We start from the raw sequence: 21994 nt of genomic DNA, 5'->3' as shown, positions 1-21994 counted from the left end.
TCTCTATAGATTTTGTCGAATATCGTCTGCCCCGGTTTGGAAATGACCGATGCGCATGCAGGGTCTGGGAGATTGATGAGTTGGCAAGGCTATCGGTTCTCGGAATATCCGGCGGCGTAAGCACGCCATCGCGCACAACCGCGGTGGTGAACGCGCTGGTCAAGGACGTGGCGCTGCGCGTCCCGGCAGACACGGGCCTGATCGAAATCACCGAGGCGGCGCCTTCGCTTTTTGTCGGACTGTCCCGTGGCGCCCTCGGCGCGTCCGGCGAAGCGATTATCCAGCGTGTCGAGAAGGCCGATCTGCTCGTGGTCGGAACGCCTGTCTATCGGGCTTCCTACACCGGCGCCCTCAAGCACCTGTTCGACCTCGTCGACTATCGCGCGCTCGCCGGCAAGACCGTGCTTCTCGCGGCGACAGGCGGAAGTCCATACCATGGCCTGGTTCTCGAACATCAGTTGCGGCCATTATTCGGCTTTTTCGGCGCCGTCACCGTACCGACCGGCGTCTATGGGGCGCCCGACGATTTCATCGGCGCCGAAATCGTCGGCGAGGCGATACGCGAACGCATTTCACGGGCCGCATCCGAAGCGGTTTCACTGCTCAACTCCAACCATGCAAATGCCGCCGCCGCAGCGCGCGTCGGCTGAGCCAACCAAAAAGGGAACAACGACATGACGTCTCATTCCGACGGCCTGAAATTCGCCTACTGGGTTCCGAACGTCTCCGGCGGCCTGGTCATCTCCAACATCGAGCAGCGGACCGGTTGGGACATCGACTACAACCGCAAGCTCGCCCAGATCGCCGAGGCCAACGGCTTCGACTACGCACTGAGCCAGATCCGCTTCACCGCCGGCTACGGTGCCGACAACCAGCACGAATCCGTGTCGTTCAGCCACGCACTGCTGGCCGCCACCACAACGCTGAAAGTGATTGCCGCCGTCTTGCCCGGTCCATGGAACCCGGCGCTGGCGGCCAAGCAGATCGCCACCATCAACCACCTGACCAATGGCCGCGTGGCCGTCAATGTCGTCAGCGGCTGGTTCCGTGGCGAGTTCGCCGCCATCGGCGAGCTGTGGCTCGACCATGACGAGCGCTACCGCCGCTCGGAGGAGTTCATCCGCGCGTTGCGCGGCATCTGGACCGAGGACAATTTTACGCTGAAGGGCGACTTCTATCGCTTCACCAACTACTCGATGAAGCCGAAGCCGATCGATCCGCAGCCCGAGATCTTCCAGGGCGGCTCGTCGCGCGCCGCGCGTGACATGGCTTCGCGGGTGTCCGACTGGTATTTCACCAACGGCAACACGCCCGAAGAGATCAGGAAGCAGGTCGACGATATCAAGGCCAAGGCGAAGGCGAATGGCCACAAGGTGAAGATCGGCGTCAACGCCTTTGCCATTGCTCGCGAAACCGAGGCGGAAGCACGCGCCGTGCTGGACGAGATCGTCGCCAAGGCCAATCCCGAAGCGGTGCAGGGCTTTGCCGACCAGGTCAAGAATGCCGGCAAGGCCTCGCCGGAAGGCGAGGGCAACTGGGCGAAGTCGTCCCTCGAGGATCTCGTGCAGTACAATGACGGCTTCCGCAGCAATCTCATCGGCACGCCGGAACAGATCGCCGAACGCATCCTCAAGCTGAAGGATGCCGGCGCCGACCTGATCCTGCTCGGCTTCCTGCATTTCCAGGAAGAGGTCGAGTTCTTCGGCAAGCGCATCATCCCGCTGGTGCGCGAACTGGAAGCGGCGCGTGACAGGGAGCTTGTCGCCGCCGAATAGGCCAGGGCGCGGCCTGCGGGCCGCGCACTCCTTGAAAATCAGGAACGTGTCATGATTGGTGCTTCGCTGGGAGCCGCCGCATACGAGCGTGCGCCCGAAATCCCCGGCATTCTTGCTGGCGCTGGTCCACTCACGGACACGCGCCCGGCGCGCCTGTCGGCAAAGGTCGATGCGATCCTGACTCTGAGCGGGATTGGCATTTCGTTCGGCGGCGTCACGGCGCTGAGCGATGTCGATCTCGAGGTCAAGAGCGGCGAAATCCGCGCCGTGATCGGCCCCAACGGCGCAGGCAAATCCTCGCTGATCAACATCATCAGCGGCCTCTATCACGCCGACCACGGCAAGATCGCGATCGCCGGCCAGTCATTCTCCCGTGTGCCCGCGAACCGTCTGGCACGTCTGGGCGTCGCGCGCACCTTCCAGAACCTGGCGCTCTTTCCCGGGCTTTCCGTGCACGACAACATCGCGTCGGGCCGCGTCCACACCAGGCGCGCCAGTTTTGTCGAACATATTGCCGGCCTGCCACGCGCCAGGCGCGAAGACGCTGCGATTGCCGAAAAGGTCGACCAGACAATCGCCTTCCTGCATCTGGAAACGGTCGCCGATCAGCTGGTCGCGACGCTGCCCTACGGCTTGCAGAAGCGGGTCGAACTGGCGCGAGCGCTGGTTGCCGAGCCGAAGATCCTGCTGCTCGACGAACCGATGGCGGGCATGACGGCGACCGAGAAAGCCGAGATGGCCGGGTTCGTGCGCGCCGCGCGCGACCGGCATGGCGTCACCATCATCCTGATCGAGCACGACATCGGGGTCGTCATGGGCCTATCCGACCGCGTCGCCGTGCTCGATTACGGCCGCAAGATCGCCGACGGCACGCCGGCCGAAGTGCGCGCCGATCCGGACGTGATCCGGGCCTATCTCGGCACCGCCGAGGGCGAGGATGGCGAGGGCATCTGATGAGCTACTATGATTTTCTCTTCGTTGTCGAAGTGCTGGTCGGCGGCCTGTTGTCGGGAGTCATGTATTCGCTCGTCGCCATCGGCTTCGTGCTGATCTACAAGACGTCGGGTGTGCTGAACTTCGCGCAAGGGTCGATGGTGCTGTTTGCGGCACTCACCTTTGTCAGCCTGGTCGAACGCGGCATCCCGTTTGCGCTTGCGCTGCTCATCACCTTCGCAGTCATGGTCGCGCTGGGTTTCACCATCGAGCGAACCGTGCTCAGGCCGCTGGTGAACCGCTCGCCGATGACACTGTTCTTGGCCACGCTTGGCCTGTCCTACATCATTGAGGGCGCTGCCCAACTGATCTGGGGCACGCAGGTGCACGGGCTTGATCTCGGCATCGACGACACGCCCTTCGAGGTCGGCGGCATCCTGATCTCGTCGTTCGACCTTCTGGCAGCTGGCATCGCCGCAGCGATGGTGGCGGGCTTGAGCGCCTTCTTCTATTGGACCCGGATCGGGCTGGCGTTTCGCGCCGTCGCCGACGACCAGTTCGCGGCCCTTGCCGTCGGACTGCGGCTGCCGCGGATCTGGGGAACGGTGTGGACGGCCGCGGGCTTCGTGGCGCTGGTCGCGGGACTGCTGTGGGGTGCCCGCCTCGGCGTCCAGTTCTCGCTGTCACTGATCGTGTTGAAGGCGCTGCCGGTGCTGGTGCTTGGCGGCTTCGATTCCATCCTTGGCGCCATCGTCGGCGGCCTGATCATCGGCGCCAGCGAAAAGCTCGCCGAGGTCTATCTCGGCCCCTTCGTCGGCGGCGGCATCGAAGGCTGGTTCGCCTATGCGCTGGCGCTGGTCGCGCTGCTGGTGCGTCCCTCCGGCCTGTTTGGCCAGAAAACCGTCGAAAGGGTCTGACCGATGGCCGTGCAAGCGCTCGACGCCGCCAGGCTTCCAATCGACTGGCAGAAGTTCGCCCGGAAATTCGCTTTGCCGGCCGTGCTGATCGTCGTCGCCTACGGCCTGATCCCGGCCTATGCCTCGAGCTATCTGGTTGAGGCGATCCTGCTGCCGTTCCTGGCGCTCAGCCTGGCGGCAGTCGGCCTCAACCTCTTGACCGGCTATTGCGGCCAGCTTTCGCTTGGCTCCTCCGCTTTCATGGCGGTAGGCGCCTTCGCCGCATACAATTTCAACCTGCGGGTGGAAGGACTGCCGCTGGCGGCGACCATGATCCTGGCGGGAATTTCGGCCGCCGGCATCGGCGTCATCTTCGGATTGCCGAGCCTGCGCCTGCGCGGCTTCTATCTCGCTGTCTCGACGCTGGCCGCCCAGTTTTTCGTGCAGTGGGCGTTGACCAAGTTCGGCTGGTTCTCCAACGACAATCCGTCCGGGGTGATTTCCGCGCCGCACCTTGCCGTCGCCGGGTTTTCGCTCGACGGTGCCGCCGGACGCTATTTACTTTCCGTCACCACCGTCGCCTTGCTGACGGCACTGGTCTGGCGGCTGGTCAACAGCGCCACCGGCCGCAATTTCATCGCCGTGCGCGACAATGAAACCGCCGCGCGCATCATTGGCGTGCCGGTGCTGCGGACCAAGCTGCTGGCGTTCGCCATTTCGTCCTTCATCATCGGCGTCGCCGGCGTGCTGTGGGCCTTCACCTATCTGCGCACGGTCGAGCCGGCCGGCTTCAATCTCGACCGCTCGTTCCAGATCCTGTTCATCATCATCATCGGCGGGCTGGCTTCGATACGCGGTGCGTTTCTGGGCGCCGCATTCATCGCCGTCTTCCCGCTCGTTCTGTCTCGGCTCGGCGCCTTCGTGTTCGGCGGCCTGTTCGATTCTGGTGTGCTCGATATGAGCCAGCGCATCGTGCTTGGCGCCCTCATCATCATATTCCTCATCGCGGAACCGAACGGGCTGTCGGCCCTCGTCGACCGCCTGAAACGACGGATCGGCTCAAGGTCCAGCTGAGCGCCGCTCGACATTCTCTCACGGACCCAAAACCTCAGGAGACGCAACTCATGACCTTCTTCAGTCACCTCAAGAAAGCGGCGATCGCCACCGCTTTCGTGCTCGGCGCGACAGCCGTCCATGCCGACGAACAATATTTCCCGCTGCAGAGCTACCGCGTCGGCCCCTATGCCGCGGGCGGCACCGGCTTCTTCGGCGGCTTCATCGACTATCTCAACCTGATCAACATCCGCGACGGCGGCGTCAATGGCGTCAAGCTGACCTGGAGCGAGGGCGAAACCCAGTATGAGGTCGAGAAGGGCGTCGAGGTCTACGAACGGTTGAAGAGCAATCCCGGCATCGCCGCCTGGAACCCGCTCTCGGTCGGCATCGCCTACGCCATGATCGACCGCATCACCGACGACAAGGTGCCGCTTATCACCATCAATCACGGCCGCACCGACACCACCGACGGCCGGGTATTCCCTTACGTCTTCCCGCTGCTGCTCAACCCCTACAGCGAAACATCGGGCATCGTGAACTACATCGCCTCCAAGGAAGGCGGCCTCGACAAGCTCAAGGGCAAGAAGATCGTCGTGCTCTATCACGGCTCGCCCTACGGCAAGGAGACGATCCCGATATATGAGCTGCTGTCGCAGAAATACGGTTTCGAACTGTCGCAGATCGAGGTCCCGCACCCCGGCAACGAGCAGCAGGCACAGTGGCTGACGATCCGTCGCGATCGTCCCGACTATGTCGTGCTGCGCGGCTGGGGCGTGATGAACCCGGTTGCGCTGAAGACCGCGCAGAAGACCGGCTTCCCGGCCGATCACATCGTCGGCAATGTCTGGTCCAACTCTGAAGAGGACGTCATCCCCGCCGGCGACGCCGCCAAGGGCTACACCGCCATCACCACCCAGGCGTCTGGCGCCGACTACCCGGTCGTCAAGGAGATCGTCAAGACGGTCTACGACGCCGGCAAGGGCAATCTCGAGGACAAGAGCCGCATCGGCTCGGTCTACCACAATCTCGGCATCGTCAACGGCATCCTCAATGTCGAAGCCATCCGCATCGCGCAGGCCAAATTCGGCAATCGCACGCTGACCGGCGATGAGGTCCGCTGGGGCTTCGAACACCTCAAGCTCGACCCGGCGCGCGTCGAGGCGCTCGGTGCCAAGGACCTGTTCCACTCGATCAACGTCTCCTGGGACAATCACGAAGGTGATGGCTACGTGACCTTCCAGCAGTGGGACGGCAAGAAGTGGAACGTCGTGTCCGACTGGATCGCGCCGGACTGGAAGCTGCTGCGCCCGATCATCGAGAAGTCGTCCGAGGCCTATGCCAAGGAAAAGGGCCTCAAGATCCGCACGGCCGAAGACGCCGATGCGGTGGTCAGCAACTGAGTTTGAAGAGCTCACGGCCGGCCCGCGGGCCGGCCGTGCCATCCATCTTCGCAGCGGAGTTATCGATGTCCAGCCCGGAAAATCCGATCCTGTCGGTCAGCCGCGTCGAGGCCGTCTACAATGGCGCCATCGCCGCTTTGCATGGCGTTGACCTCTCGGTCGGCAAGGGCGAGATCGTTGCGCTGCTCGGCTCAAATGGCGCCGGCAAGACGACGTTGTTGCGAGCCGCATCCAATCTTCTGCCGGCAGAGCGCGGCGCCGTTACCGCCGGCCGGATCATTTTCGATGGCGAGGATGTTTCAAGGGCAAGCCCCTCGCACCTTGTCCGCAAGGGCCTGGTCCAGGTTCTCGAGGGCCGGCACTGTTTCCGCTCGCTGACGGTCGAGGAGAACCTTCTGACCGGTGCGCTCGGGCGTTCATCCTCGCGCCTTGGCGTGAAGGCCGACCTTGAGCGTGTCTACGCGCTGTTTCCGAGGCTTCTCGAGAAACGGCGCACGCGGTCCGGCCTCACCTCCGGCGGCGAGCAGCAGATGACGGCGATCGGTCGCGGGCTGATGTCGCGGCCGAAACTCTTCGTGCTCGACGAGCCTTCGATGGGGCTCGCGCCGCTGATCGTCGACGAGATTTTCAGCGCTTTGAAGCGGCTCAATCGGGACGAGAGTCTTTCGATCCTTGTCGCCGAGCAGAATTCGGCGGTGGCGCTGAAATATGCCGACCGCGCCACCGTGCTCGAAAACGGAAAAAGCGTGCTGGAAGGGTCGGCTGCCGACCTGCGCCAGCGCGACGACATCAAGACCTATTATCTCGGCGGCGCGCCGCTCCCATTGCAACACTTTCCCCAGGAGACAGCAGCATGACCATCCAATCCAAGCAGCCGTCCGACGCGCGCGTCGCCGTGCCTCCGGTCGAGCGCCCCTCGGCCAAGGCGCATATCATCAAGACCGATGCCGAGGCGATCGCCATCGCCGAAAAACTTGCCATTGAATTCACCAGGGAAGCCTCGAAGCGGGATCGCGAGCGCATCTGGCCGAAGGAAGAGCTGGATGCATTTTCGCAGAGCGGCTTGTGGTCGATCAATGTGCCGAAGGCCTATGGCGGGCCGGAGGTTTCCTATGTGACGCTGTCGAAGGTGATCACCATCATCTCGGCGGCTGATCCCTCGCTTGGCCAGATTCCGCAAAACCATCTCGGCGTGGTCGCCGCCATCCGCACGGTTTCGGACGAGGCGCAGAAAAGGCTGCTCTTCGCCGAGGCACTGTCCGGCACGCGCTTTGGCAACGCGTTTTCCGAGTTCGGCTCCAAGCGTGCCGCCGACTTCGAGACCAAGTTCGTCGATGCCGGTGACCATGTCGTGGTCAACGGCCAGAAATTCTATTCAAGCGGCGCCCTGCTCGCCCATCTGGTGCCGATTGTGGCGCTCGATGACGAGGGGCGCGCCTGGTATGCCATCGCCGATCGCGGCGCGCCCGGACTGACCGTCATCGATGACTGGTCGAGCTTCGGCCAGAAGACGACGCTCTCCGGCACGGTCCTGCTCGACAATGTGAAGGTGGCGAAGACGCATCTCGTCCCCGGCTACAAGGGGTACGACAAACCGACAGCCGACGGACCCATCTTCCAGATCATCCAGGCGGCGGTCGATCTCGGCATCGCCAAGGCGGCGATCGACGAGACGGTCAGCTTCGTGCGTACCAGGTCGCGCGCGTGGATCGACAGCGGCGTCGATCATGCCTGGCAGGATCCCTATACGATCCAGGCGATCGGCGACCTTCGCCTGCGCGCCAATGCGGCCGAGGCTATTCTGGAAAAGGCCGGCCTTGCGGTCGACCGCGCCGTGGCCGATCCTAACGCGAAGACGGTCGCGGAAGCGCAGATCGCGGTCGCCGAATCCAAGATCCTCACCACCGAGATCGCCATAAACGCCACCAACAAACTGTTCGAACTTGCCGGCACGCGATCCACGCTGGCCGAGCACAATCTCGACCGCCACTGGCGCAATGCCCGCACCCACACGCTGCACGATCCGGTGCGCTGGAAATACGCGATCCTGGGGAACTATTACCTGAACGAGGTGAACCCGCCGCTCCACGCCTGGAGCTGAGCGGGAACGCCGTAAAGTCACAAAGGACTATTCATGAGCGCTGCCACCCCCTCCAGGATTAAGGTCCTGTGGTTTCTCCCGACGCATGGCGACAGCCGCTATCTCGGCACCTCCGAGGGCGGCAGGGCGGTCGATCTGCCCTATCTCACCCAGGTCGCCAAGGCCGCCGACGCCATCGGCTATTATGGCGCGTTGCTGCCGACCGGGCGCAGTTGCGAAGACAGCTGGGTGGTGGCGTCGGCGCTGGCGCCGCTGACGCAGCGGTTGCGCTTCCTCGTCGCCGTGCGGCCGGGTCTGCAATCGCCGACGCTCGCCGCGCGCATGACCTCGACACTCGACCGCATCTCCGGCGGGCGCCTACTGATCAACGTGGTCACGGGCGGCGATCCGGTCGAGAACAAGGGCGATGGCATATTCCTCAGCCATGACGAGCGTTATGAGGTGACGCGGGAATTTCTCGACATCTACAAGGCCGTGCTCAGCGGCGAAACCGTAGCCTTCGAAGGCAAGCATTTCCACATCGAAGATGGCAGGTTGCTGTTCCCGCCGGTGCAGACGCCGCACCCGCCTCTCTATTTCGGCGGCTCGTCGGACGCGGCCAATGCGGTCGCCGCCGAGCAGATCGACAAATACCTCACCTGGGGCGAGCCGCCGGCGGACGTCGCCGCCAAGGTCGAGCATGTGCGCGGCCTTGCCGAAAAGGCCGGCCGCGAAGTGAGCTTCGGCATCCGATTGCATGTCATCGTTCGCGAGACCAATGACGAGGCCTGGGCCGATGCCGATCGGCTGATCAGCCGCCTCGACGACAAGACGATCGCCGAGGCACAGAAGGTTTTTGCCCGCATGGATTCGGTTGGCCAGTCGCGCATGAGCCGGTTGCATGGCGGCAGCCGCGACAAGCTCGAAATCAGCCCGAACCTTTGGGCCGGCGTTGGCCTCGTGCGCGGCGGCGCCGGCACTGCCTTGGTCGGTGACGCGGCGACCGTGGCAGAACGGATCGACGAATACCGAAGGATTGGCATCGATACCTTCATCCTGTCCGGCTATCCGCATCTGGAGGAAGCCTATCGCTTCGGCGAACTGGTGCTGCCGCTGCTGCCGCTCGATCACGAAATCTCGACCCGGCCGACGACGGTGAACATGGGACCGTTCGGCGAAACGGTGGCCGGAGATCATCGACCATCGGCGCTGCGCGCGAGCCAGTCTTGAGCGCTTCCCGCAGGGCTGGGAAACTGACGGTCGCCATCATTGGCGGCGGCTTTTCCGGCGCCGCAACCGCGTTTCACCTGGCGCGGCTGCTGCCCGCCGATGCAGCCAATATCGTGGTCGTCGAACCGCGCGAGGCGCTCGGCTATGGTCTGGCCTATTCGACGGCCGATCCCTCGCACCGCATCAACGTGCGGGCGTCCAGGATGACGCTGATCTCAGGTGAGGAGGGCCATTTTTCCGACTGGCTGGAGCAGACCGGCGCTATTCTGGACGATACGCAGGCCATCGCCGCCAGCGGCGCGATTTACCCGCAGCGTCGGGTCTTCGGCCGCTATGTCGAATCCCACCTGCAGCCCTTCCTGCAAAGCAAGGCGATCCGCCATGTCAGGGCCGAAGTTGCTTGGGTCGAGCGCAGTGGCGAGGGCTACCGGCTTGTCCTGTCCGATGGCGCAACGCTTTCCGCCGATGCTGTGGTGATCGCGGCGACGCATCCATTGCCGGCCCTCCCGGCGCCGCTGCGCAGCGTGGCCTCAGTCGCCGGATTGGTGGCCAATCCCTACGACCTCGAACGGCTGCAGGCGATCGGCCGCGACGACCGTGTTCTCATTGTTGGCACCGGTCTGACCTCGGCCGACGTCATTGCAGCCCTCGACCGTAGAGGTCATCGCGGCCGCATCACGGCACTGTCGCGCCATGGCTATCGCTCGCATGTGCAGGCCGCCATGCAGGGCGACCCGATAGGCGACTTCACCAGCCTGCCTTTACGCAGCGCCACGGTGCTGCTCAGGCGCATCCGGGCCACGATCGCGGCAGCGACGCGACAGGGCGAAGCCTGGTATCCGGTCCTCGACGCTGTCCGGCGTCAGGGGCAGTTGATCTGGCAGGCCTTGCCGCTCGCCGAGCAGCGCCGCGTGGTGCGCCATCTTCGCGCGCTCTGGGACGTGCATCGTTTCCGCATCGCGCCACAGGTAGCAGTCGTGCTGGATCGCCGCCTTGACGAGGGGACGCTCGCTTATCGCGCCGGATCGATTGTCGAGGCCGAAGAGGCCGACGGACGTATCCGCGTCACGCAGCGGTCAAGGCGCCGACACGACCTCATCGTCGAGACGTTCGACAGCGTGATCGTGACGACCGGGCCGGCGCATGCGGACATTCTTCGCACCAACACGGCGATTGCCGCCCTTGGACATCTGGGCCTGGTCCGTCTTGACCCAACCGGCCTTGGTCTCGACACCGACAGCCACGGCCGCGCGGTCGGTAAGTCAGGTCACCCGGCCGACACTATTTTCATCAGCGGACCGCTGGCGCGCGGCAGCGTCGGCGAGCTGATGGGCATCCCTGAAGTCACCGCCCATGCCGAGAGCATCGCCACCGAAATTCACCAATGGTTGGGATACCAGACGGCGTTGCGTCGCAGGGCGTCGTGAAGCTGCAAACACGATGAGGCTATCCAGATGACACTAAGCGAACGCATTCTCTCGGATGAAACCCGATCCCCCTGAAATTTGCGATGCGACACCTGGCCGGAGCCGTGTCCGTGGTCACCGCAGGCATTGGCGACGAGCGGACAGGCGCAACAATCACCACCGCCCATTCCCTGTCGGTCGAACCGGAGGTAATGGTCGTCAGCATCAACCTGAGTTCGTCGACATGGGCAGCCATCAGCCGGCATCGGCACTTCTGCGTGAATGTGCTGCGCGCCGACCAGATTGCGATTGCCGACCGTTTTGCTGGTCGAGGCGGCCTCAAGGGGCAGGCTCGCTACGAGGGTGCACGCTGGTCCACCCTTGCAAGCGGCGCATTGGCGCTCGAAGGTGCGCTTGCCGCGGTCGATTGCACCGTCGAGGATACGATAGTTCGCCATAGCCATGCGCTAATCCTCGGCAGCGTTAGGCATGTGGTGAGCGGAGAGCCTGGCCCGGCGTTGATCTATCATCGCGGCGCCTTTCTGACAGCCATGCAAATCTCGGAAAAGTGACGCTCGCGATGCTTGGCCTTCTGGCATACCAGAACCGCGAATGATCCGCGGCGCGGTAGACGTAATTCAAACAACGGATGCCTTGAACCTCCGCAGATCGCCGACTGCACCAACGATTAAGAGGCTTGCTGATCGGAATCGTCGCAGGTCCTTCCTGGGCATTACTATCCGCGCCGATAAGCGGACGTAAAATGGAGGACACGCCACGAACGGCTTGCGTCACCCCCCGAGGCAGTTTGCGGGCGCCGACCGGGCGGGCGGGTTGTATGATGCCCGGCGTGTTGGCCGGTTTAGAATGGAAGCTTGATTTCGCCCACCGAGAGAGGCCTACCGGCCGCTATGAGCGCCGCAACCGTCTCTCTGTCCTGTTGCCGGCGCTTCACGAGGCGGTTCAGCACCCTGTCGAGAGATATCGCCCCGGCGCCGGCTACGGCCAGGACGAACATGCCGCCCGCTATGGCGAGATCCTTTTCGAGATGCAGCAATTCGTTCTGGTTGGCGAAATTGGTGTGGAACAAAGCTGCCGTTGCCAAACAGAACAGTCCGAGCGCCACCGCGCCCAGACGCGTCAGCAGACCAAGGCCGACCGAAAAGCCAGCTCCCAGCTGCAGCGCTATGGTGGCTATTAAAAGCGGCAGGCTGACGCCGAGCGCCGTCATCGCCTTGGCTGCACCGGCGAAATGCGTCGCCAGCTCCAGGCCTTCATGCACGAAGAGCAATGAGAGCAGCAGGCGACCCGTCAGCAGGGTCAAGTCGGTGAGATGTGGTTTCCAGGCGGTTTGTCGTTGTCACCATGGGCTCCATGGGAAAGGAGCAGGCGCCTTGCAGCGCCTGCCTGGTTTTACTTGGTCACCTTGGTGTCGATGGCCTGGTGGAGGTCTTCGAGTTCTTCACAGCCGGCGGGACACAGCTTCTGCAGCGACGCCAACTGCTCGTTGGCCTTGGCCATGTCGCCGGTCTCTACATAGAGTTCGCCCAGATATTCGCGGGCGCCCTTGTGGTCGGGCTTCAGCTCGAGCGCCTTGTTGTAGTAGGTCAGCGCGGTGGTGAAATCGCCGGTCTTGCGCAACGTGAAGCCGAGCAGGTTGTAGACGTCGGCCTGCTGGTTGTCCTGCGCGAGATCACGCAGATCGGCCAGCGCGCCCTTGTAGTCCTTGACCGCGATCTTGGCCTGGACGGCGGTGAGGTCGGGTGCATCGGTGCCCTCGATGTCGTCGACCGCATAGGCCGGCATGATAGTGGCCACGGGAACGATGGTCAGCACGGCAATGGCGCCAAGCAGGCCAAACAGGGCGTGCTTGCCCAGATAGGATTGTTTCATCATCTTTCTCGCTTGGGTTGGGAGCTCGCGCTCAAATCTGAACTGGGGTGAAACCATAGGCATTGCCGTCTTTCACGAAGACGCCGGCGCCGGGGAACGGGAAGTGCGAACCCGAAACACGGATTTTGTCGGCGATCACCCGGTCGATGATCTTGTGGCGGGTGGCGACAGCGGTCGGCCCGTCCTGGTCGTAACTGCCCTGCCACTCCGGATGCGGCGCCAGAAGGGCGGGCACATACATGGTGTCGGCCGAGATCATCAGCTGTTCCTTGCCGGAGTTGGCGAGGTAGACCGAATGTCCCGGCGTGTGGCCGGGCGCAGCGATGATCTGGATGCCGGGTGCGACTTCGGCGCCGTCATTGACCAGCTTCCAGTTCTTCCATTTCGGAAAATTTTCGGCGATGCGCTTGCCCGCCGGCTTGCGGCCTTCCGGCAGCTTGGCCAGCCGGCTGGGGTCGGTCCACCAATTGTATTCCGTGGCGTTGACGATCAGCTCGGCATTGGGGAACACCGGTGCATCGGTCCCCTTTTCCATCAGGCCCCAGACATGGTCGGGGTGGAAATGCGAGATCATGATGGTGTCGATCGTCTTATAGTCGATGCCGGCGGCGGCCATGTTGGCCGGCAGATGGGTGGCATTGGTCTGCCATTGGCCGACGCCCGATCCGGCATCCATCATGATCAGCCTGCCGTTCATCTTGAGGACGATGACGGTGAGCGGGATGGGCATGAAGTCTGTCGTCAGGCCGGCCTTGGCAAGCGCTGCCTTGGTGTCCTCGACGGAAACATCCTTGATGAAGGCCGGGTCGTGCGGCTTGCGCCAGATGCCGTCATAGATGGCGGTGACCTCGATATCACCGACCTTGTATTTGTAGAAGCCGACGGTCGGCTCGACCGACGTTTCGGCGAAGGCGGGACGGGTGAATTCCAGCTTGCCGGCCAGACCGAAGGCGGTCGCGGCGAGCGTGGTTCCAAGCAACGTGCGACGTGTCATCATGAACATAGGTGATCTCCTGCAGCCTTATGGGGTGATGATGGAGAGCCAAAGGTTTGGCTCTCCATCGTGAGTGGTAAGAGAAGATGTTCGGAAGGGTGCCTTCAGCGGCCCCAGATGCCGTCGTTGTTGTGCCTGGTGATGATGTCCTGAACCGACCCCTGGCGCGGCCCGGTCGTCACCATGGTGTCGACGCCGGCTTGGCGCGGGGAGGTGGAAATGGAAGCAGTGGCATTGGTGTCAACGGTAGCGACCGGCTGATTGGAGTTGTTGCCGCCATGGTCGCTGCCGGCAAAGGCAGCGGTTGAGGCAAGCAGCATGGCAGCCACGCTGAGAGCGAGCTTGGTCATTTCGGTAGATCCTTTTTTCGTTTCTTGGGTGCGTGCCGGGAAATTGGCCCCGCTAACAACAAGACCCAGCAGGACATCCCTTTATTCCCGGGCGGCGCGAAATTCTTTTGAGATTTCCCGAAAACAGGGGCCGGCGTCCGCCCCGAACTGGAGCCGACGCTGCACGAGGACGCGTTCGACGTCGGCGCCATGCTGCTGCCGTGGTCTGTCACCCGGGCAGGAACGTCACGGCTAGCGCAGGTCGGCACTCGATATCGGTTGGAGTGCCGACGGTCGGTTATCAGCCGGGGACGACCGCGGCGCGGAAGCGCGCCACGAAGTCGTCGAGCTCCGGCCGCTCCATGTCGGAAATCGCCCAGTATGAGAAGGCGCCATCGCTCCAATGCACAAGCGAAAAACCGCCCTCCGAGAGATCGACCGGGTCGGTAACCACCCCGGCATTTTGCGGCTCGGCCACAAGGGTGATCAGATGTTCGCGGTGGCGATAGACCAGCGCTGGCACCGCCCGGCCGCCGATGACCTCGACCCTGCCACCGATGAGTGCAAATCCGTCCTTGGCCATGTCCGGCGCCGGCGGCGAAAGGCCGAGCCTTGCATCGAGCCATGGCTTTACCGTGTGCCGGTCCGACGAGACGACATCGACAGGGCTGGTCGCCAGCAGGCTGCGTTGGTGGCCGCTGGCTACCCCTGCGGCAAAGCTGTCGGCTACGCTAGGCTGCATCGCCCATTGCGTCGCGCCGCTGGCCAGAACAGCGCTGATCATGATCGAGGCCGCCATGGTGCGCCAGTCGAATGATCCGAAGTTGCGCGCCGACCACCACGTTCGAGCGCACTTCGCCCGTATCGGCGCTCTGGGCCGCAGCACCTCGACGCTGCCGGATGCTGCCATGGCTGCAATGCGCGCGCTGAACTCGTCGCTCACCTGGGGCTTCGGAAGCCTGGCCACAGCCCCTTGCAAGACCATGATGCGGGCATGTTCGGCCGCCAGCTTGGGATCGGCCGCGATGCGCCGCTCGACAGCCATGGCCGCGGCGGCGTCAAGCTCGCCATCTATCAGCGCGTGCAGCATCAGGTTCATGCCTGCGGCGTCCTCGGGCAATCCATCGTTGTGCGCACTCATTGCGCCCTCCCAAGGTCAGAGATCAGCAGGCCACGCGCCCGCGCCAGCCGCGACATCACCGTGCCAATCGGCACGCCCAGCATGGCTGCGATATCGCGGTAGGCGAGGCCATTCACGTCGCGCAGCACGAGCGTTTCTCGAAAGGGTTGCGGCAGGGCGGCGATCGCCGCCTCCAGGGCCGCCACGTCTGTCTTGGCGATCAGGCTCGCCTCCGGGCTTTCGCTCTCACTCAGATCGACTGCGTGAGCGGCGCTCACCTCGTCGAGATCACCGAGGTCGCCCACCGAGACGATGCTGCGCGGGCGATTGCGCGCCAGCCATGTGTAGCACGAGTTGCGAACGATGGTGAGAAGCCAGGCACGTGCATTGCCGCCGGCATAGCTTGCGATGTTGGCATGTGCCTTCATGCAGGCGTCCTGCACGACATCCTCGGCGTCGGTGGCATTGCCGGTCAGCCAGCGGGCCAGCGAAAGCGCGTCGGCGAGATGGGGCATTACCACTTCGCCGAAGCGGTCGGCCCGCGCATTGCTGCTCAGCATCGGTACACCGTCATATGCGCCTCGCCTTGAGCTCGTGTATGTGGCGAGAATGGTCTGCCTTGCGATCGAACCCAGAGGAAACATCCCGGGTCGCCAACTGCGTTGAATGTGAGGGCAAACGTCGCATCGGTGTCAATCACACACTGGACCGCAAACATGCATCCAGATGGATGCTTCTCGAGCACAAGCATTGCCGAATTCACGACCCATTTCGCATCCGCGGCACCTGAGCTTTCCCGATCCCGACCGCGGCAGCACCTTCGGCAGACAGGTGAGCCAGCCGGCCGCAGGCGGCCGACCTATCGCCTTCCAGAGGTCCTGGAACGCGTCGACCGATACCGTCGTGCTCGGCAATGTGTGGGTTTGCAGTGCGGCGTTCCTTCAAGGTCAATCAGCAGCTCATGCATGGAGGACCAGGGCAAGCGGCTTTTTATTCCCGGACAGCGTGATTCTTTCTCGGCAATGTGATTGGTCCGGGCGCCCTGGTTTTGGCATTGCGTTTGATGAAACTACTCGATCGTCCAGTGTCAATCCCAGTCCTGCAGCAGAACCAGCTTATTCGTGAGATGCACTACTGGCTGCTGATAGGTCGCCACGGTGCAGGCATCCACGCGCTCGGGAATCACCGACAGCCATGCAAGCCGCATCGCGCCGGCCGTCGCGCTTATCACCCGCGAGGGATGTTCGAAACAGCTTTGGCAAGAGCCAGATCGCGGCCTAGGTCACGAGCTTAGACTGCCTCCAACCTTGCTGGGGTGGTGCCGACTCCGTGATTGAGAGCGGCATGGAACGGCTGAAACGTTTTTGCGCGGGATTGTAGCAACAACGTGTCGAATTTGGTAACTGCTCGTACGCGAGCCGCTCGCCCCTGGTACTGGGCAAGCGATCTGCACCGGGCAAAAGGGGCAGGGGCTTGAGTACACAGGTTGCGGCGACGGCCAACTGTACGATCCGAATTCGGGCCATGGGATGGATTCCTTGGTTTGGGAATGGGACTGCTCGCTCGCACCCTTGCCCTCGTCACGACGGTGCTAAGGCTGCGGCGGCAGTTAACGTTTCGACCTACTAGGCCTTCATACACGAGGAGCCATTGCGTCGCGCCGGTGGCCAGGAGGTTCGTGGACACGCCAAGCTGCGTGGGTAGTAAGATACTCGATGCCATCACTACGCGGGATTGACGGGTTGAGTGTTCCCGGACTGAAGTTTTTGGACAGGTGGGTTGCCGAGCAATTCCCCATTGCGGCGCCAGACGATCCGATCGCCGCCAGCGACTTGGCAGATCAATTGATGAAAGCGCCGAGAAGCGGCATCGTAGCGCCGGCTTCAACCGCGTGTGGTTATGTACCATGAAGTAGCAGAAAATGTGTTACGCGTTGCGATACCTATTGTGATACAAATTGCCCACCGTTACGAATACAATCCTGTAGAGCCGAAGCCGATCCAGCCAACGGTACCATCGAATTTCCCGCTAAAGTCTTGATTGCCGATCCCGGCGATCCACGGGAGATCAAGACCTGTATGGCGCTGTCGGCAGGGCAGGAAGACCCTGACTGCACACACACCGCGGTGCAGATACCCGCGCCGCATCTAAGGTTTCATTTTACTCCAGCGGTTCGTCGGTCGGCCGAGGCGTCGTGCCTGCCTGACGAGGACGGCCGGCATTGCGATTTGCAACGCGGCTGTCGAGTGGCGATCTGGACGCTTCCTGGGCGCCAGCGGTCTTGGTCGCCGTCGGCTTGGCGCCGGAATCGCTGTCTTCAGCATCGCGACGGGGATGTGGCAGGCCGGCGGCCTCAGGCGATCTGACCGAAGGTGTGGCGGCCGGGTTTGTCGATGCGGGTTTGTCCTTGGCCATTTTCAACTCTCGCCTTTTCAGCATGCAGACGGCCGGACAACAAAGTCGGGCCATTGGACAGAACGGTCAGCCGTGCGGGCGCATCACGACTTTGATGCAGCCGTCCTCCTTGTCGCGGAAGGTTTTGTAAAGTGCGGGCCCGGCCTTGGGGCCAGCCCGATGGGTGATCACGAATGACGGGTCGATATCGCCGTTCCGAACTTTCTGCAGCGATGTCGCGTTCATCCTGGATCGTCGGATCGGCCACCTGTTCGCAACGTATGTCGCCTTTGCCGTGCCATGTGAGGGCCTCCATGTGCTGTTCCTTGACGACAAGCTCTGCGAGCCCGAACTTGGCTTGATGTGAAATGTTCCCGCTTCGAACGAGCATCCTGCCTCAACCCTTGGCGGCCGAGCCGGGTTCGGCCATGCCGCAATGCTGCTCGTCAGGGTGCCGGCCGGCGTGCCATGCGCCGCTGCAACCTGCAGCTTGTTTTTCCAGCCGCTGATCGCCTGCTGCCACCACCGCATCCCTGATCGCTTCGCAGGGCAGAGGTTTGGCGCAAGCGCAGGATCTGCTATCGCGCCAGAATCGCGGCGACAACGAACACGACGGCGGCAACGACGACAAGCGCGACAATGGCCAGCACCGGGCCGTTTTTACTCGGGGCCGGGGCGCGCTCGTCGTCCGGCCGCCGCATCGCATTGGCGAAGCTTGCTTGATTAGCGAAAGCCGGCGTGCCCGTCGCTGCGGGAACCGGCACGGCGCAGGTGTCTGCTGCTTCGGCATCGGTTTCCATAGGCGCCGCCGCCGGGTCGAATCCCGGCGTCTTGTCCTCTGTCACCCCAGACTGAATATCGCCTCTGTCTTCGGCCGGGTTACGTTCGACGTTCATGATGATGCTCCTGCCGCTGGCCCGGGCTTCCCCAACCGCGAGCGGATCAGGATGTTCCATCGGGCGGAATCGCCAACAACGAGGAGCAAATTCAGATAGCCTTCAAACAGATGTCCCTGGTGGCAACGCGAGCCTTGCAACCGGTCAGCACCGGATTGGTGGTCTCGTTGTAGTCGGCCATGGTCGGCAACGCGGCAGATTCGGCAAAGTTCCAGTCTGGCTCGCAATGCCCGCTTACGCACACCGCCGCTCGTTGACCTTGAGCTGGCTCGTTCCAGCCACTCCAACCCAAATTGCCAGTCCGGCTCCCGGCGGCGCGCTGTTTGGATTCCGTGGGAACATCAACAGCGCCAGCGAGTTCGGTATGTGCAGCGAGTTCCCTGTTCGCCGCATGGCCAACATCCGGAGCTCTTGACTGCCCGCGTCTTCGCTCCTGGAGCGCGGGCCACTCCACTTAGCCCAAGGTTGCGATCATGAGCAGAAACATTCCGGAAAAGCGGGCCAGGCAGGGTGGCTTGGGGCGACCGGTCCTTGGCGTGCTCTTGGCAGGCCTTGTCTTGGCGCTCGTTGCCTGGGGGATCGCTGAAATCTATGGCGAGCAGGCTAAGACACCGGCGACACAGCAAAACAGCCGGGTTCCATCGCCAGATACTTACAGCCCAAATCCTGGCCAAACGGACCCTGCAAACTCCAAGGCCGATGATGTGAATGGCGAACCGGTGGACCGAAATCCCAAGCTCGACAAGGATCCCACGCCGCGATCAAGCACTGGCGGGGATCAGCCAGGAACGCCGCCAGCTCAACCTGCTTCGCCATAGCGTTCGCACTAGTTGATAAACACAATTCAAACAGATGCGGAAATGTGGAGCGGCGATTTCAGCCAATTTCAAGAGCCGGGTCTGTCAATAATCGCCGGCGCTCTCTGATAGCTGGGGAGCCACAAAACCTCCGCTGATTCTTACCGCTTGCTGGATGGCACTGGCGGCTCCAGACCGACTGCGCGCTGTGTCACGCCCGCAGACCTTTGCACCTCTGGGCGCTTTTGAACTTGCAAGTCGATGGAATCGGGCAAGCTGGGTGTAGATGATGCAGTCGTCATCTTATCGAGGTGCGGCAGCAACACCATCTTTGCGTAGCGTGGAGGAACCAGATGGCCTCCGAAAACAGCGAATATCCCGCACACGAATAAAGCGAGAAGCAGGGCCGTAAGCACATCTGTGAAAATCTCGACAAATCTCATGTGCTCGCTCCGCGCGTAAGGATCCCGCCGCGCTCTCGACAGTAAGAGCGGCGGGATCCTCAACCGGCGATGAAGGGACTTTGATCGACGGTCTTCTCCTAATGTGGCTTCCGGTTGCGTGTTCCCTGGTTCGGACCTTATCCACCGACTATGGGACTAAGGTCCCGAACCTAAATGGAACCAATGGGGAAGAGCGGAATCCATGTGCCTTTAAGAGGCTCCAACCAGAGGGCACGACGGCTGATCGTCAGCCTCCCGCCAGAGACAGTCCACGGGCGCGCTCGCGCAGCAACGCAAGCAGTTCGTCGCGCCGTGGCTCCGGCGTGTCGACGGGTAACACCAAACACAAGGTCCTTTTGATGACTCCGTGGCCGTCACGGATCGGGGCCGCCATGCACCAGGTGAAACGGTCGGCCAGGGCTGTGGTCTCGCTGAAACCCTGCCGGTGGGCCAAGGCAACATCGGCAAAGAATTCGGCTGGTGCAATGATGCGGCCGTCGGGAAGCTTGTAGTCGCCAGATGGGATGAAGTCCCTCAACTCTTGCTCGTTCATATGGCCAAGGAGCAGCCGCCCGGATGCCGTCCATGGGATCGGCACCTCGACCCCGACATCGCTTGAGATCCGGAACGGGCCCGGCGAATCTCGGCAGTCAAGAACGACGTATTTGTTGCCACGCAGGCCGCATAGCTGGACCGTCTCGCCTGTCTCGGCGGCCAACTTATCCAAGGTCTCGATGATGCGACGGTAATGGGCGTTGTGATGTGAGTAGGCCCAGCCGAACAGATGCATGGCGCGTCCGAAATAGACGTAACCTTCACCGCCGACGTTTTCGAGCATTTCGGCGTCGAGCAGGCTGTTGACGATCTCGTAGGTGGTCGAACGCGGCGCGCCGATCATCTTGGCGATGTCGCCGACGCGCATTGGCGCGCGGTGCCGCAGCAAAGCCTCGAGCAGCATGATGACGCGGTCAATGCCGCGTCGTCGTTCGCCATTGCGCGGCTCCGCGCCGGCTTCCTTCCCGATCGCATCGTTAGTGCCGTCGCTCATGACCATCCGCCAAAATCATTTCGGTTCTCGTCTCAAGGCCCTTGAAAGATGTCAAGGCTCGGTCTAGCATCCAATTTGTCCGATATACAGACACGTTGTCTGAAATACCAGACAAATTAACGAGCCTGACGCAGAGAAATCCCGAGGGGACACACGGTTTCCAGGACCCGGCGACCGACGGGTTTCCTCGCCCTTGTTCTGCACGTCGAGGCCACAACCTCTGAAGGGAACAGTCATGATGAAATCACCGTTTTTCGCATCCGCCAGCGCGCTTTGCCTCGGTCTCGTGCTGAGCTTTGGCGCCGGCTCGGCAGCCAATGCCGCCGCCAACTGCATCAAGGGCGACCGCAAGGCGCCGTACACGATCGGCTGGGCCAACATCTATTCCGTGCCGACCTGGATGAAGCAGACCCAGGGCACGATCGAAGCCGAAGTCGAGAGCCTGAAGAAGCAGGGACTGGTTGACAAGCTCGTCGTCACCGACGCTCAGGGCGATGCCAACGTCCAGATCCAGCAGATCCAGTCGATGATCGATTCCGATGTCGACGCCATCATCCTGATCGCCGGTTCGTCGACCGCACCTGCACGCGTTCTGGCCGATGCCTGCGCCAAGGGCATCGCCATCATCAACTTCGACAGCCTCGTCGATACCGACAAGGTCACCGCCAAGGTCAATACCGATTCTTCGCAGTGGGGCGACCAGGCGGCCAAGTTCCTGATCGACGCTATCGGCGGCAAGGGCAAGATTCTCATCCTCAACGGCCCGGCCGGGGTTTCGGTCAGCGATGACAGGCGCAAAGGCGCCGACGCTGAGCTCAAGGCCCATCCCGACGTGACGGTGCTTGCCGAGACCAACACGCCCTACAACGTCGCGCCGGCACAGGAAGCCGTCACCAGCCTGCTCTTCGCCAACCCCGAGATCGACGGCATCCTGTCGCTCGGCGGCGCTCTGTCGGCAGGCGCCGTGCTGGCCCTCGACAAGCAGGGCCGTGAACAGGTGCCGATCACCGGTGAGAACGCCCGGCAGTTTTTGGAACTCTGGAAAGAAAAGGGCTTGAAGAGCTGGGCGACGATGCAGCCGAACTGGCTCGGCGCCTTCGCCACCTACACCGCCGTTCAGGCGCTGGAAGGCAAGGATGTGCCGGCTTTCGTCAAGATTCCGCTGCCGGTGATCGACAATTCCAACATCGACGAATACCTCGCCCGGGCCAAGGACTTCCCGGCTGACGGCTACATCTTTTCTCCTTACGATGAGGAGCTGTTCAAGAAGCTGCTGGCTCAGAAATAAGCCTGAAGGGTTGTAG

The 21994-nt window shown here is 62.6% G+C and carries 23 protein-coding genes and 1 pseudogene; 13 read left to right on the top strand and 11 right to left on the bottom strand.

Going from position 1 to position 21994, the window contains the following annotated elements:
* Window positions 1-80: 80 nt before the first annotated feature.
* The 11 genes from msuE to NKL04_RS18645 all read left to right on the top strand — a co-directional run bounded on the left by msuE (window position 81) and on the right by NKL04_RS18645 (window position 11348).
* Complete coding sequence (gene msuE, locus NKL04_RS18695) at window positions 81-650, top strand: FMN reductase (RefSeq protein WP_023670623.1); 570 nt, start codon at window positions 81-83, stop codon at window positions 648-650.
* Between the two features lie 24 nt (window positions 651-674).
* Window positions 675-1775 carry a dimethylsulfone monooxygenase SfnG gene (gene sfnG, locus NKL04_RS18690; protein ID WP_023701791.1) on the top strand — a complete coding sequence of 367 codons (1101 nt, stop codon included), beginning with the start codon at window positions 675-677 and terminating at the stop codon, window positions 1773-1775.
* A 51-nt stretch (window positions 1776-1826) separates the two neighbouring features.
* Window positions 1827-2729 carry an ABC transporter ATP-binding protein gene (locus tag NKL04_RS18685; RefSeq protein WP_023670621.1) on the top strand — a complete coding sequence of 301 codons (903 nt, stop codon included), beginning with the start codon at window positions 1827-1829 and terminating at the stop codon, window positions 2727-2729.
* Window positions 2729-3625 carry a branched-chain amino acid ABC transporter permease gene (locus NKL04_RS18680; protein ID WP_023701789.1) on the top strand — a complete coding sequence of 299 codons (897 nt, stop codon included), beginning with the start codon at window positions 2729-2731 and terminating at the stop codon, window positions 3623-3625. The genes NKL04_RS18685 and NKL04_RS18680 overlap by 1 nt, the downstream gene beginning before the upstream one ends.
* A 3-nt stretch (window positions 3626-3628) precedes the next feature.
* Entirely contained in the window at window positions 3629-4678 is a 1050-nt protein-coding gene (locus NKL04_RS18675; protein WP_023701788.1) for a branched-chain amino acid ABC transporter permease, read from the top strand.
* Between the two features lie 50 nt (window positions 4679-4728).
* Complete coding sequence (locus tag NKL04_RS18670; protein WP_023701787.1) at window positions 4729-6060, top strand: ABC transporter substrate-binding protein; 1332 nt, start codon at window positions 4729-4731, stop codon at window positions 6058-6060.
* A 65-nt stretch (window positions 6061-6125) separates the two neighbouring features.
* Window positions 6126-6917 carry an ABC transporter ATP-binding protein gene (locus NKL04_RS18665; protein WP_023723373.1) on the top strand — a complete coding sequence of 264 codons (792 nt, stop codon included), beginning with the start codon at window positions 6126-6128 and terminating at the stop codon, window positions 6915-6917.
* A complete protein-coding gene (locus NKL04_RS18660; protein WP_023701785.1) occupies window positions 6914-8161 on the top strand; it encodes an SfnB family sulfur acquisition oxidoreductase in 1248 nt (415 codons plus the stop codon). The genes NKL04_RS18665 and NKL04_RS18660 overlap by 4 nt, the downstream gene beginning before the upstream one ends.
* Before the next feature lie 33 nt (window positions 8162-8194).
* Window positions 8195-9370, top strand: coding sequence for an FMNH2-dependent alkanesulfonate monooxygenase (gene ssuD / locus NKL04_RS18655; RefSeq protein WP_023701784.1), 1176 nt, complete (start codon window positions 8195-8197; stop codon window positions 9368-9370).
* Entirely contained in the window at window positions 9367-10797 is a 1431-nt protein-coding gene (locus NKL04_RS18650; protein WP_023701783.1) for an FAD/NAD(P)-binding protein, read from the top strand. Before ssuD ends, NKL04_RS18650 begins: the two co-directional genes overlap by 4 nt.
* An 83-nt stretch (window positions 10798-10880) precedes the next feature.
* Window positions 10881-11348, top strand: a complete 468-nt coding sequence (locus NKL04_RS18645; protein WP_084568573.1) for a flavin reductase family protein — start codon at window positions 10881-10883, stop codon at window positions 11346-11348.
* A gap of 290 nt (window positions 11349-11638) precedes the next feature.
* On the opposite strand, the gene NKL04_RS18640 is transcribed toward NKL04_RS18645, so the two are convergent.
* The 6 genes from NKL04_RS18640 to NKL04_RS18615 form a co-directional block, all read right to left on the bottom strand.
* The gene (locus tag NKL04_RS18640; protein WP_352723950.1) at window positions 11639-12100 is read right to left on the bottom strand and encodes a DoxX family protein; all 462 of its coding nucleotides are present in this window, start codon (window positions 12098-12100) and stop codon (window positions 11639-11641) included.
* A gap of 89 nt (window positions 12101-12189) precedes the next feature.
* Window positions 12190-12669 (bottom strand): tetratricopeptide repeat protein, encoded by a 480-nt coding sequence (locus tag NKL04_RS18635; protein ID WP_023727739.1) that lies wholly within the window; start codon window positions 12667-12669, stop codon window positions 12190-12192.
* Between the two features lie 31 nt (window positions 12670-12700).
* Window positions 12701-13672, bottom strand: a complete 972-nt coding sequence (locus NKL04_RS18630) for an MBL fold metallo-hydrolase (RefSeq protein WP_352723949.1) — start codon at window positions 13670-13672, stop codon at window positions 12701-12703.
* A gap of 95 nt (window positions 13673-13767) precedes the next feature.
* Entirely contained in the window at window positions 13768-14013 is a 246-nt protein-coding gene (locus NKL04_RS18625; protein ID WP_023701273.1) for a DUF680 domain-containing protein, read from the bottom strand.
* 280 nt (window positions 14014-14293) lie between these two features.
* Entirely contained in the window at window positions 14294-15133 is an 840-nt protein-coding gene (locus NKL04_RS18620; protein ID WP_352723948.1) for an anti-sigma factor family protein, read from the bottom strand.
* The gene (locus NKL04_RS18615) at window positions 15130-15672 is read right to left on the bottom strand and encodes a sigma-70 family RNA polymerase sigma factor (RefSeq protein ID WP_023827593.1); all 543 of its coding nucleotides are present in this window, start codon (window positions 15670-15672) and stop codon (window positions 15130-15132) included. The genes NKL04_RS18620 and NKL04_RS18615 overlap by 4 nt, the downstream gene beginning before the upstream one ends.
* 503 nt (window positions 15673-16175) lie before the next feature.
* Between NKL04_RS18615 and NKL04_RS18610 the strand changes: the two genes are divergently transcribed.
* Entirely contained in the window at window positions 16176-16406 is a 231-nt protein-coding gene (locus NKL04_RS18610; RefSeq protein WP_373432864.1) for a hypothetical protein, read from the top strand.
* Window positions 16407-17272: 866 nt separating this feature from the next.
* On the opposite strand, the gene NKL04_RS18605 is transcribed toward NKL04_RS18610, so the two are convergent.
* The 5 genes and pseudogenes from NKL04_RS18605 to NKL04_RS18585 form a co-directional block, all read right to left on the bottom strand.
* Entirely contained in the window at window positions 17273-17527 is a 255-nt protein-coding gene (locus NKL04_RS18605; protein WP_023701276.1) for a hypothetical protein, read from the bottom strand.
* A gap of 66 nt (window positions 17528-17593) precedes the next feature.
* Window positions 17594-17722 (bottom strand): annotated as a pseudogene (locus tag NKL04_RS18600) (glutathione-dependent formaldehyde dehydrogenase); the annotation flags it as partial.
* A gap of 181 nt (window positions 17723-17903) precedes the next feature.
* The gene (locus tag NKL04_RS18595; protein ID WP_280938716.1) at window positions 17904-18029 is read right to left on the bottom strand and encodes a hypothetical protein; all 126 of its coding nucleotides are present in this window, start codon (window positions 18027-18029) and stop codon (window positions 17904-17906) included.
* 55 nt (window positions 18030-18084) lie between these two features.
* Window positions 18085-18402, bottom strand: a complete 318-nt coding sequence (locus tag NKL04_RS18590) for a hypothetical protein (RefSeq protein ID WP_031195897.1) — start codon at window positions 18400-18402, stop codon at window positions 18085-18087.
* Window positions 18403-19889: 1487 nt separating this feature from the next.
* Window positions 19890-20690, bottom strand: a complete 801-nt coding sequence (locus NKL04_RS18585) for an IclR family transcriptional regulator (RefSeq protein WP_023670582.1) — start codon at window positions 20688-20690, stop codon at window positions 19890-19892.
* A gap of 235 nt (window positions 20691-20925) precedes the next feature.
* On the opposite strand from NKL04_RS18585, the gene NKL04_RS18580 reads away from it, so the two are divergent.
* Window positions 20926-21978, top strand: coding sequence for an ABC transporter substrate-binding protein (locus NKL04_RS18580; protein WP_031209427.1), 1053 nt, complete (start codon window positions 20926-20928; stop codon window positions 21976-21978).
* Window positions 21979-21994: the final 16 nt, after the last annotated feature.

Source organism: Mesorhizobium sp. C264A (assembly GCF_040324515.1).
Classification (GTDB): Bacteria; Pseudomonadota; Alphaproteobacteria; order Rhizobiales; family Rhizobiaceae; genus Mesorhizobium.
Note: the sequence above shows the minus strand (reverse complement) of the source record. Positions and strands in the feature narration are given on the sequence as shown.

Excerpts from the sequence above, each read along its gene's own strand:
- sfnG (WP_023701791.1), top strand. The coding sequence starts at position 675 with ATGACGTCTCATTCCGACGGCCTGAAATTCGCCTACTGGGTTCCGAAC.
- NKL04_RS18670 (WP_023701787.1), top strand. The coding sequence starts at position 4,729 with ATGACCTTCTTCAGTCACCTCAAGAAAGCGGCGATCGCCACCGCTTTC.
- NKL04_RS18685 (WP_023670621.1), top strand. The coding sequence starts at position 1,827 with ATGATTGGTGCTTCGCTGGGAGCCGCCGCATACGAGCGTGCGCCCGAA.
- NKL04_RS18665 (WP_023723373.1), top strand. The coding sequence starts at position 6,126 with ATGTCCAGCCCGGAAAATCCGATCCTGTCGGTCAGCCGCGTCGAGGCC.
- NKL04_RS18590 (WP_031195897.1), bottom strand. The coding sequence starts at position 18,402 with ATGAACGTCGAACGTAACCCGGCCGAAGACAGAGGCGATATTCAGTCT.
- NKL04_RS18620 (WP_352723948.1), bottom strand. The coding sequence starts at position 15,133 with ATGAGTGCGCACAACGATGGATTGCCCGAGGACGCCGCAGGCATGAAC.
- NKL04_RS18660 (WP_023701785.1), top strand. The coding sequence starts at position 6,914 with ATGACCATCCAATCCAAGCAGCCGTCCGACGCGCGCGTCGCCGTGCCT.
- NKL04_RS18580 (WP_031209427.1), top strand. The coding sequence starts at position 20,926 with ATGATGAAATCACCGTTTTTCGCATCCGCCAGCGCGCTTTGCCTCGGT.
- NKL04_RS18630 (WP_352723949.1), bottom strand. The coding sequence starts at position 13,672 with ATGTTCATGATGACACGTCGCACGTTGCTTGGAACCACGCTCGCCGCG.
- ssuD (WP_023701784.1), top strand. The coding sequence starts at position 8,195 with ATGAGCGCTGCCACCCCCTCCAGGATTAAGGTCCTGTGGTTTCTCCCG.
- NKL04_RS18645 (WP_084568573.1), top strand. The coding sequence starts at position 10,881 with ATGCGACACCTGGCCGGAGCCGTGTCCGTGGTCACCGCAGGCATTGGC.
- NKL04_RS18615 (WP_023827593.1), bottom strand. The coding sequence starts at position 15,672 with ATGCTGAGCAGCAATGCGCGGGCCGACCGCTTCGGCGAAGTGGTAATG.
- NKL04_RS18610 (WP_373432864.1), top strand. The coding sequence starts at position 16,176 with ATGAAACTACTCGATCGTCCAGTGTCAATCCCAGTCCTGCAGCAGAAC.
- NKL04_RS18605 (WP_023701276.1), bottom strand. The coding sequence starts at position 17,527 with ATGGCCAAGGACAAACCCGCATCGACAAACCCGGCCGCCACACCTTCG.
- NKL04_RS18625 (WP_023701273.1), bottom strand. The coding sequence starts at position 14,013 with ATGACCAAGCTCGCTCTCAGCGTGGCTGCCATGCTGCTTGCCTCAACC.
- NKL04_RS18585 (WP_023670582.1), bottom strand. The coding sequence starts at position 20,690 with ATGAGCGACGGCACTAACGATGCGATCGGGAAGGAAGCCGGCGCGGAG.
- NKL04_RS18680 (WP_023701789.1), top strand. The coding sequence starts at position 2,729 with ATGAGCTACTATGATTTTCTCTTCGTTGTCGAAGTGCTGGTCGGCGGC.
- NKL04_RS18635 (WP_023727739.1), bottom strand. The coding sequence starts at position 12,669 with ATGAAACAATCCTATCTGGGCAAGCACGCCCTGTTTGGCCTGCTTGGC.
- NKL04_RS18675 (WP_023701788.1), top strand. The coding sequence starts at position 3,629 with ATGGCCGTGCAAGCGCTCGACGCCGCCAGGCTTCCAATCGACTGGCAG.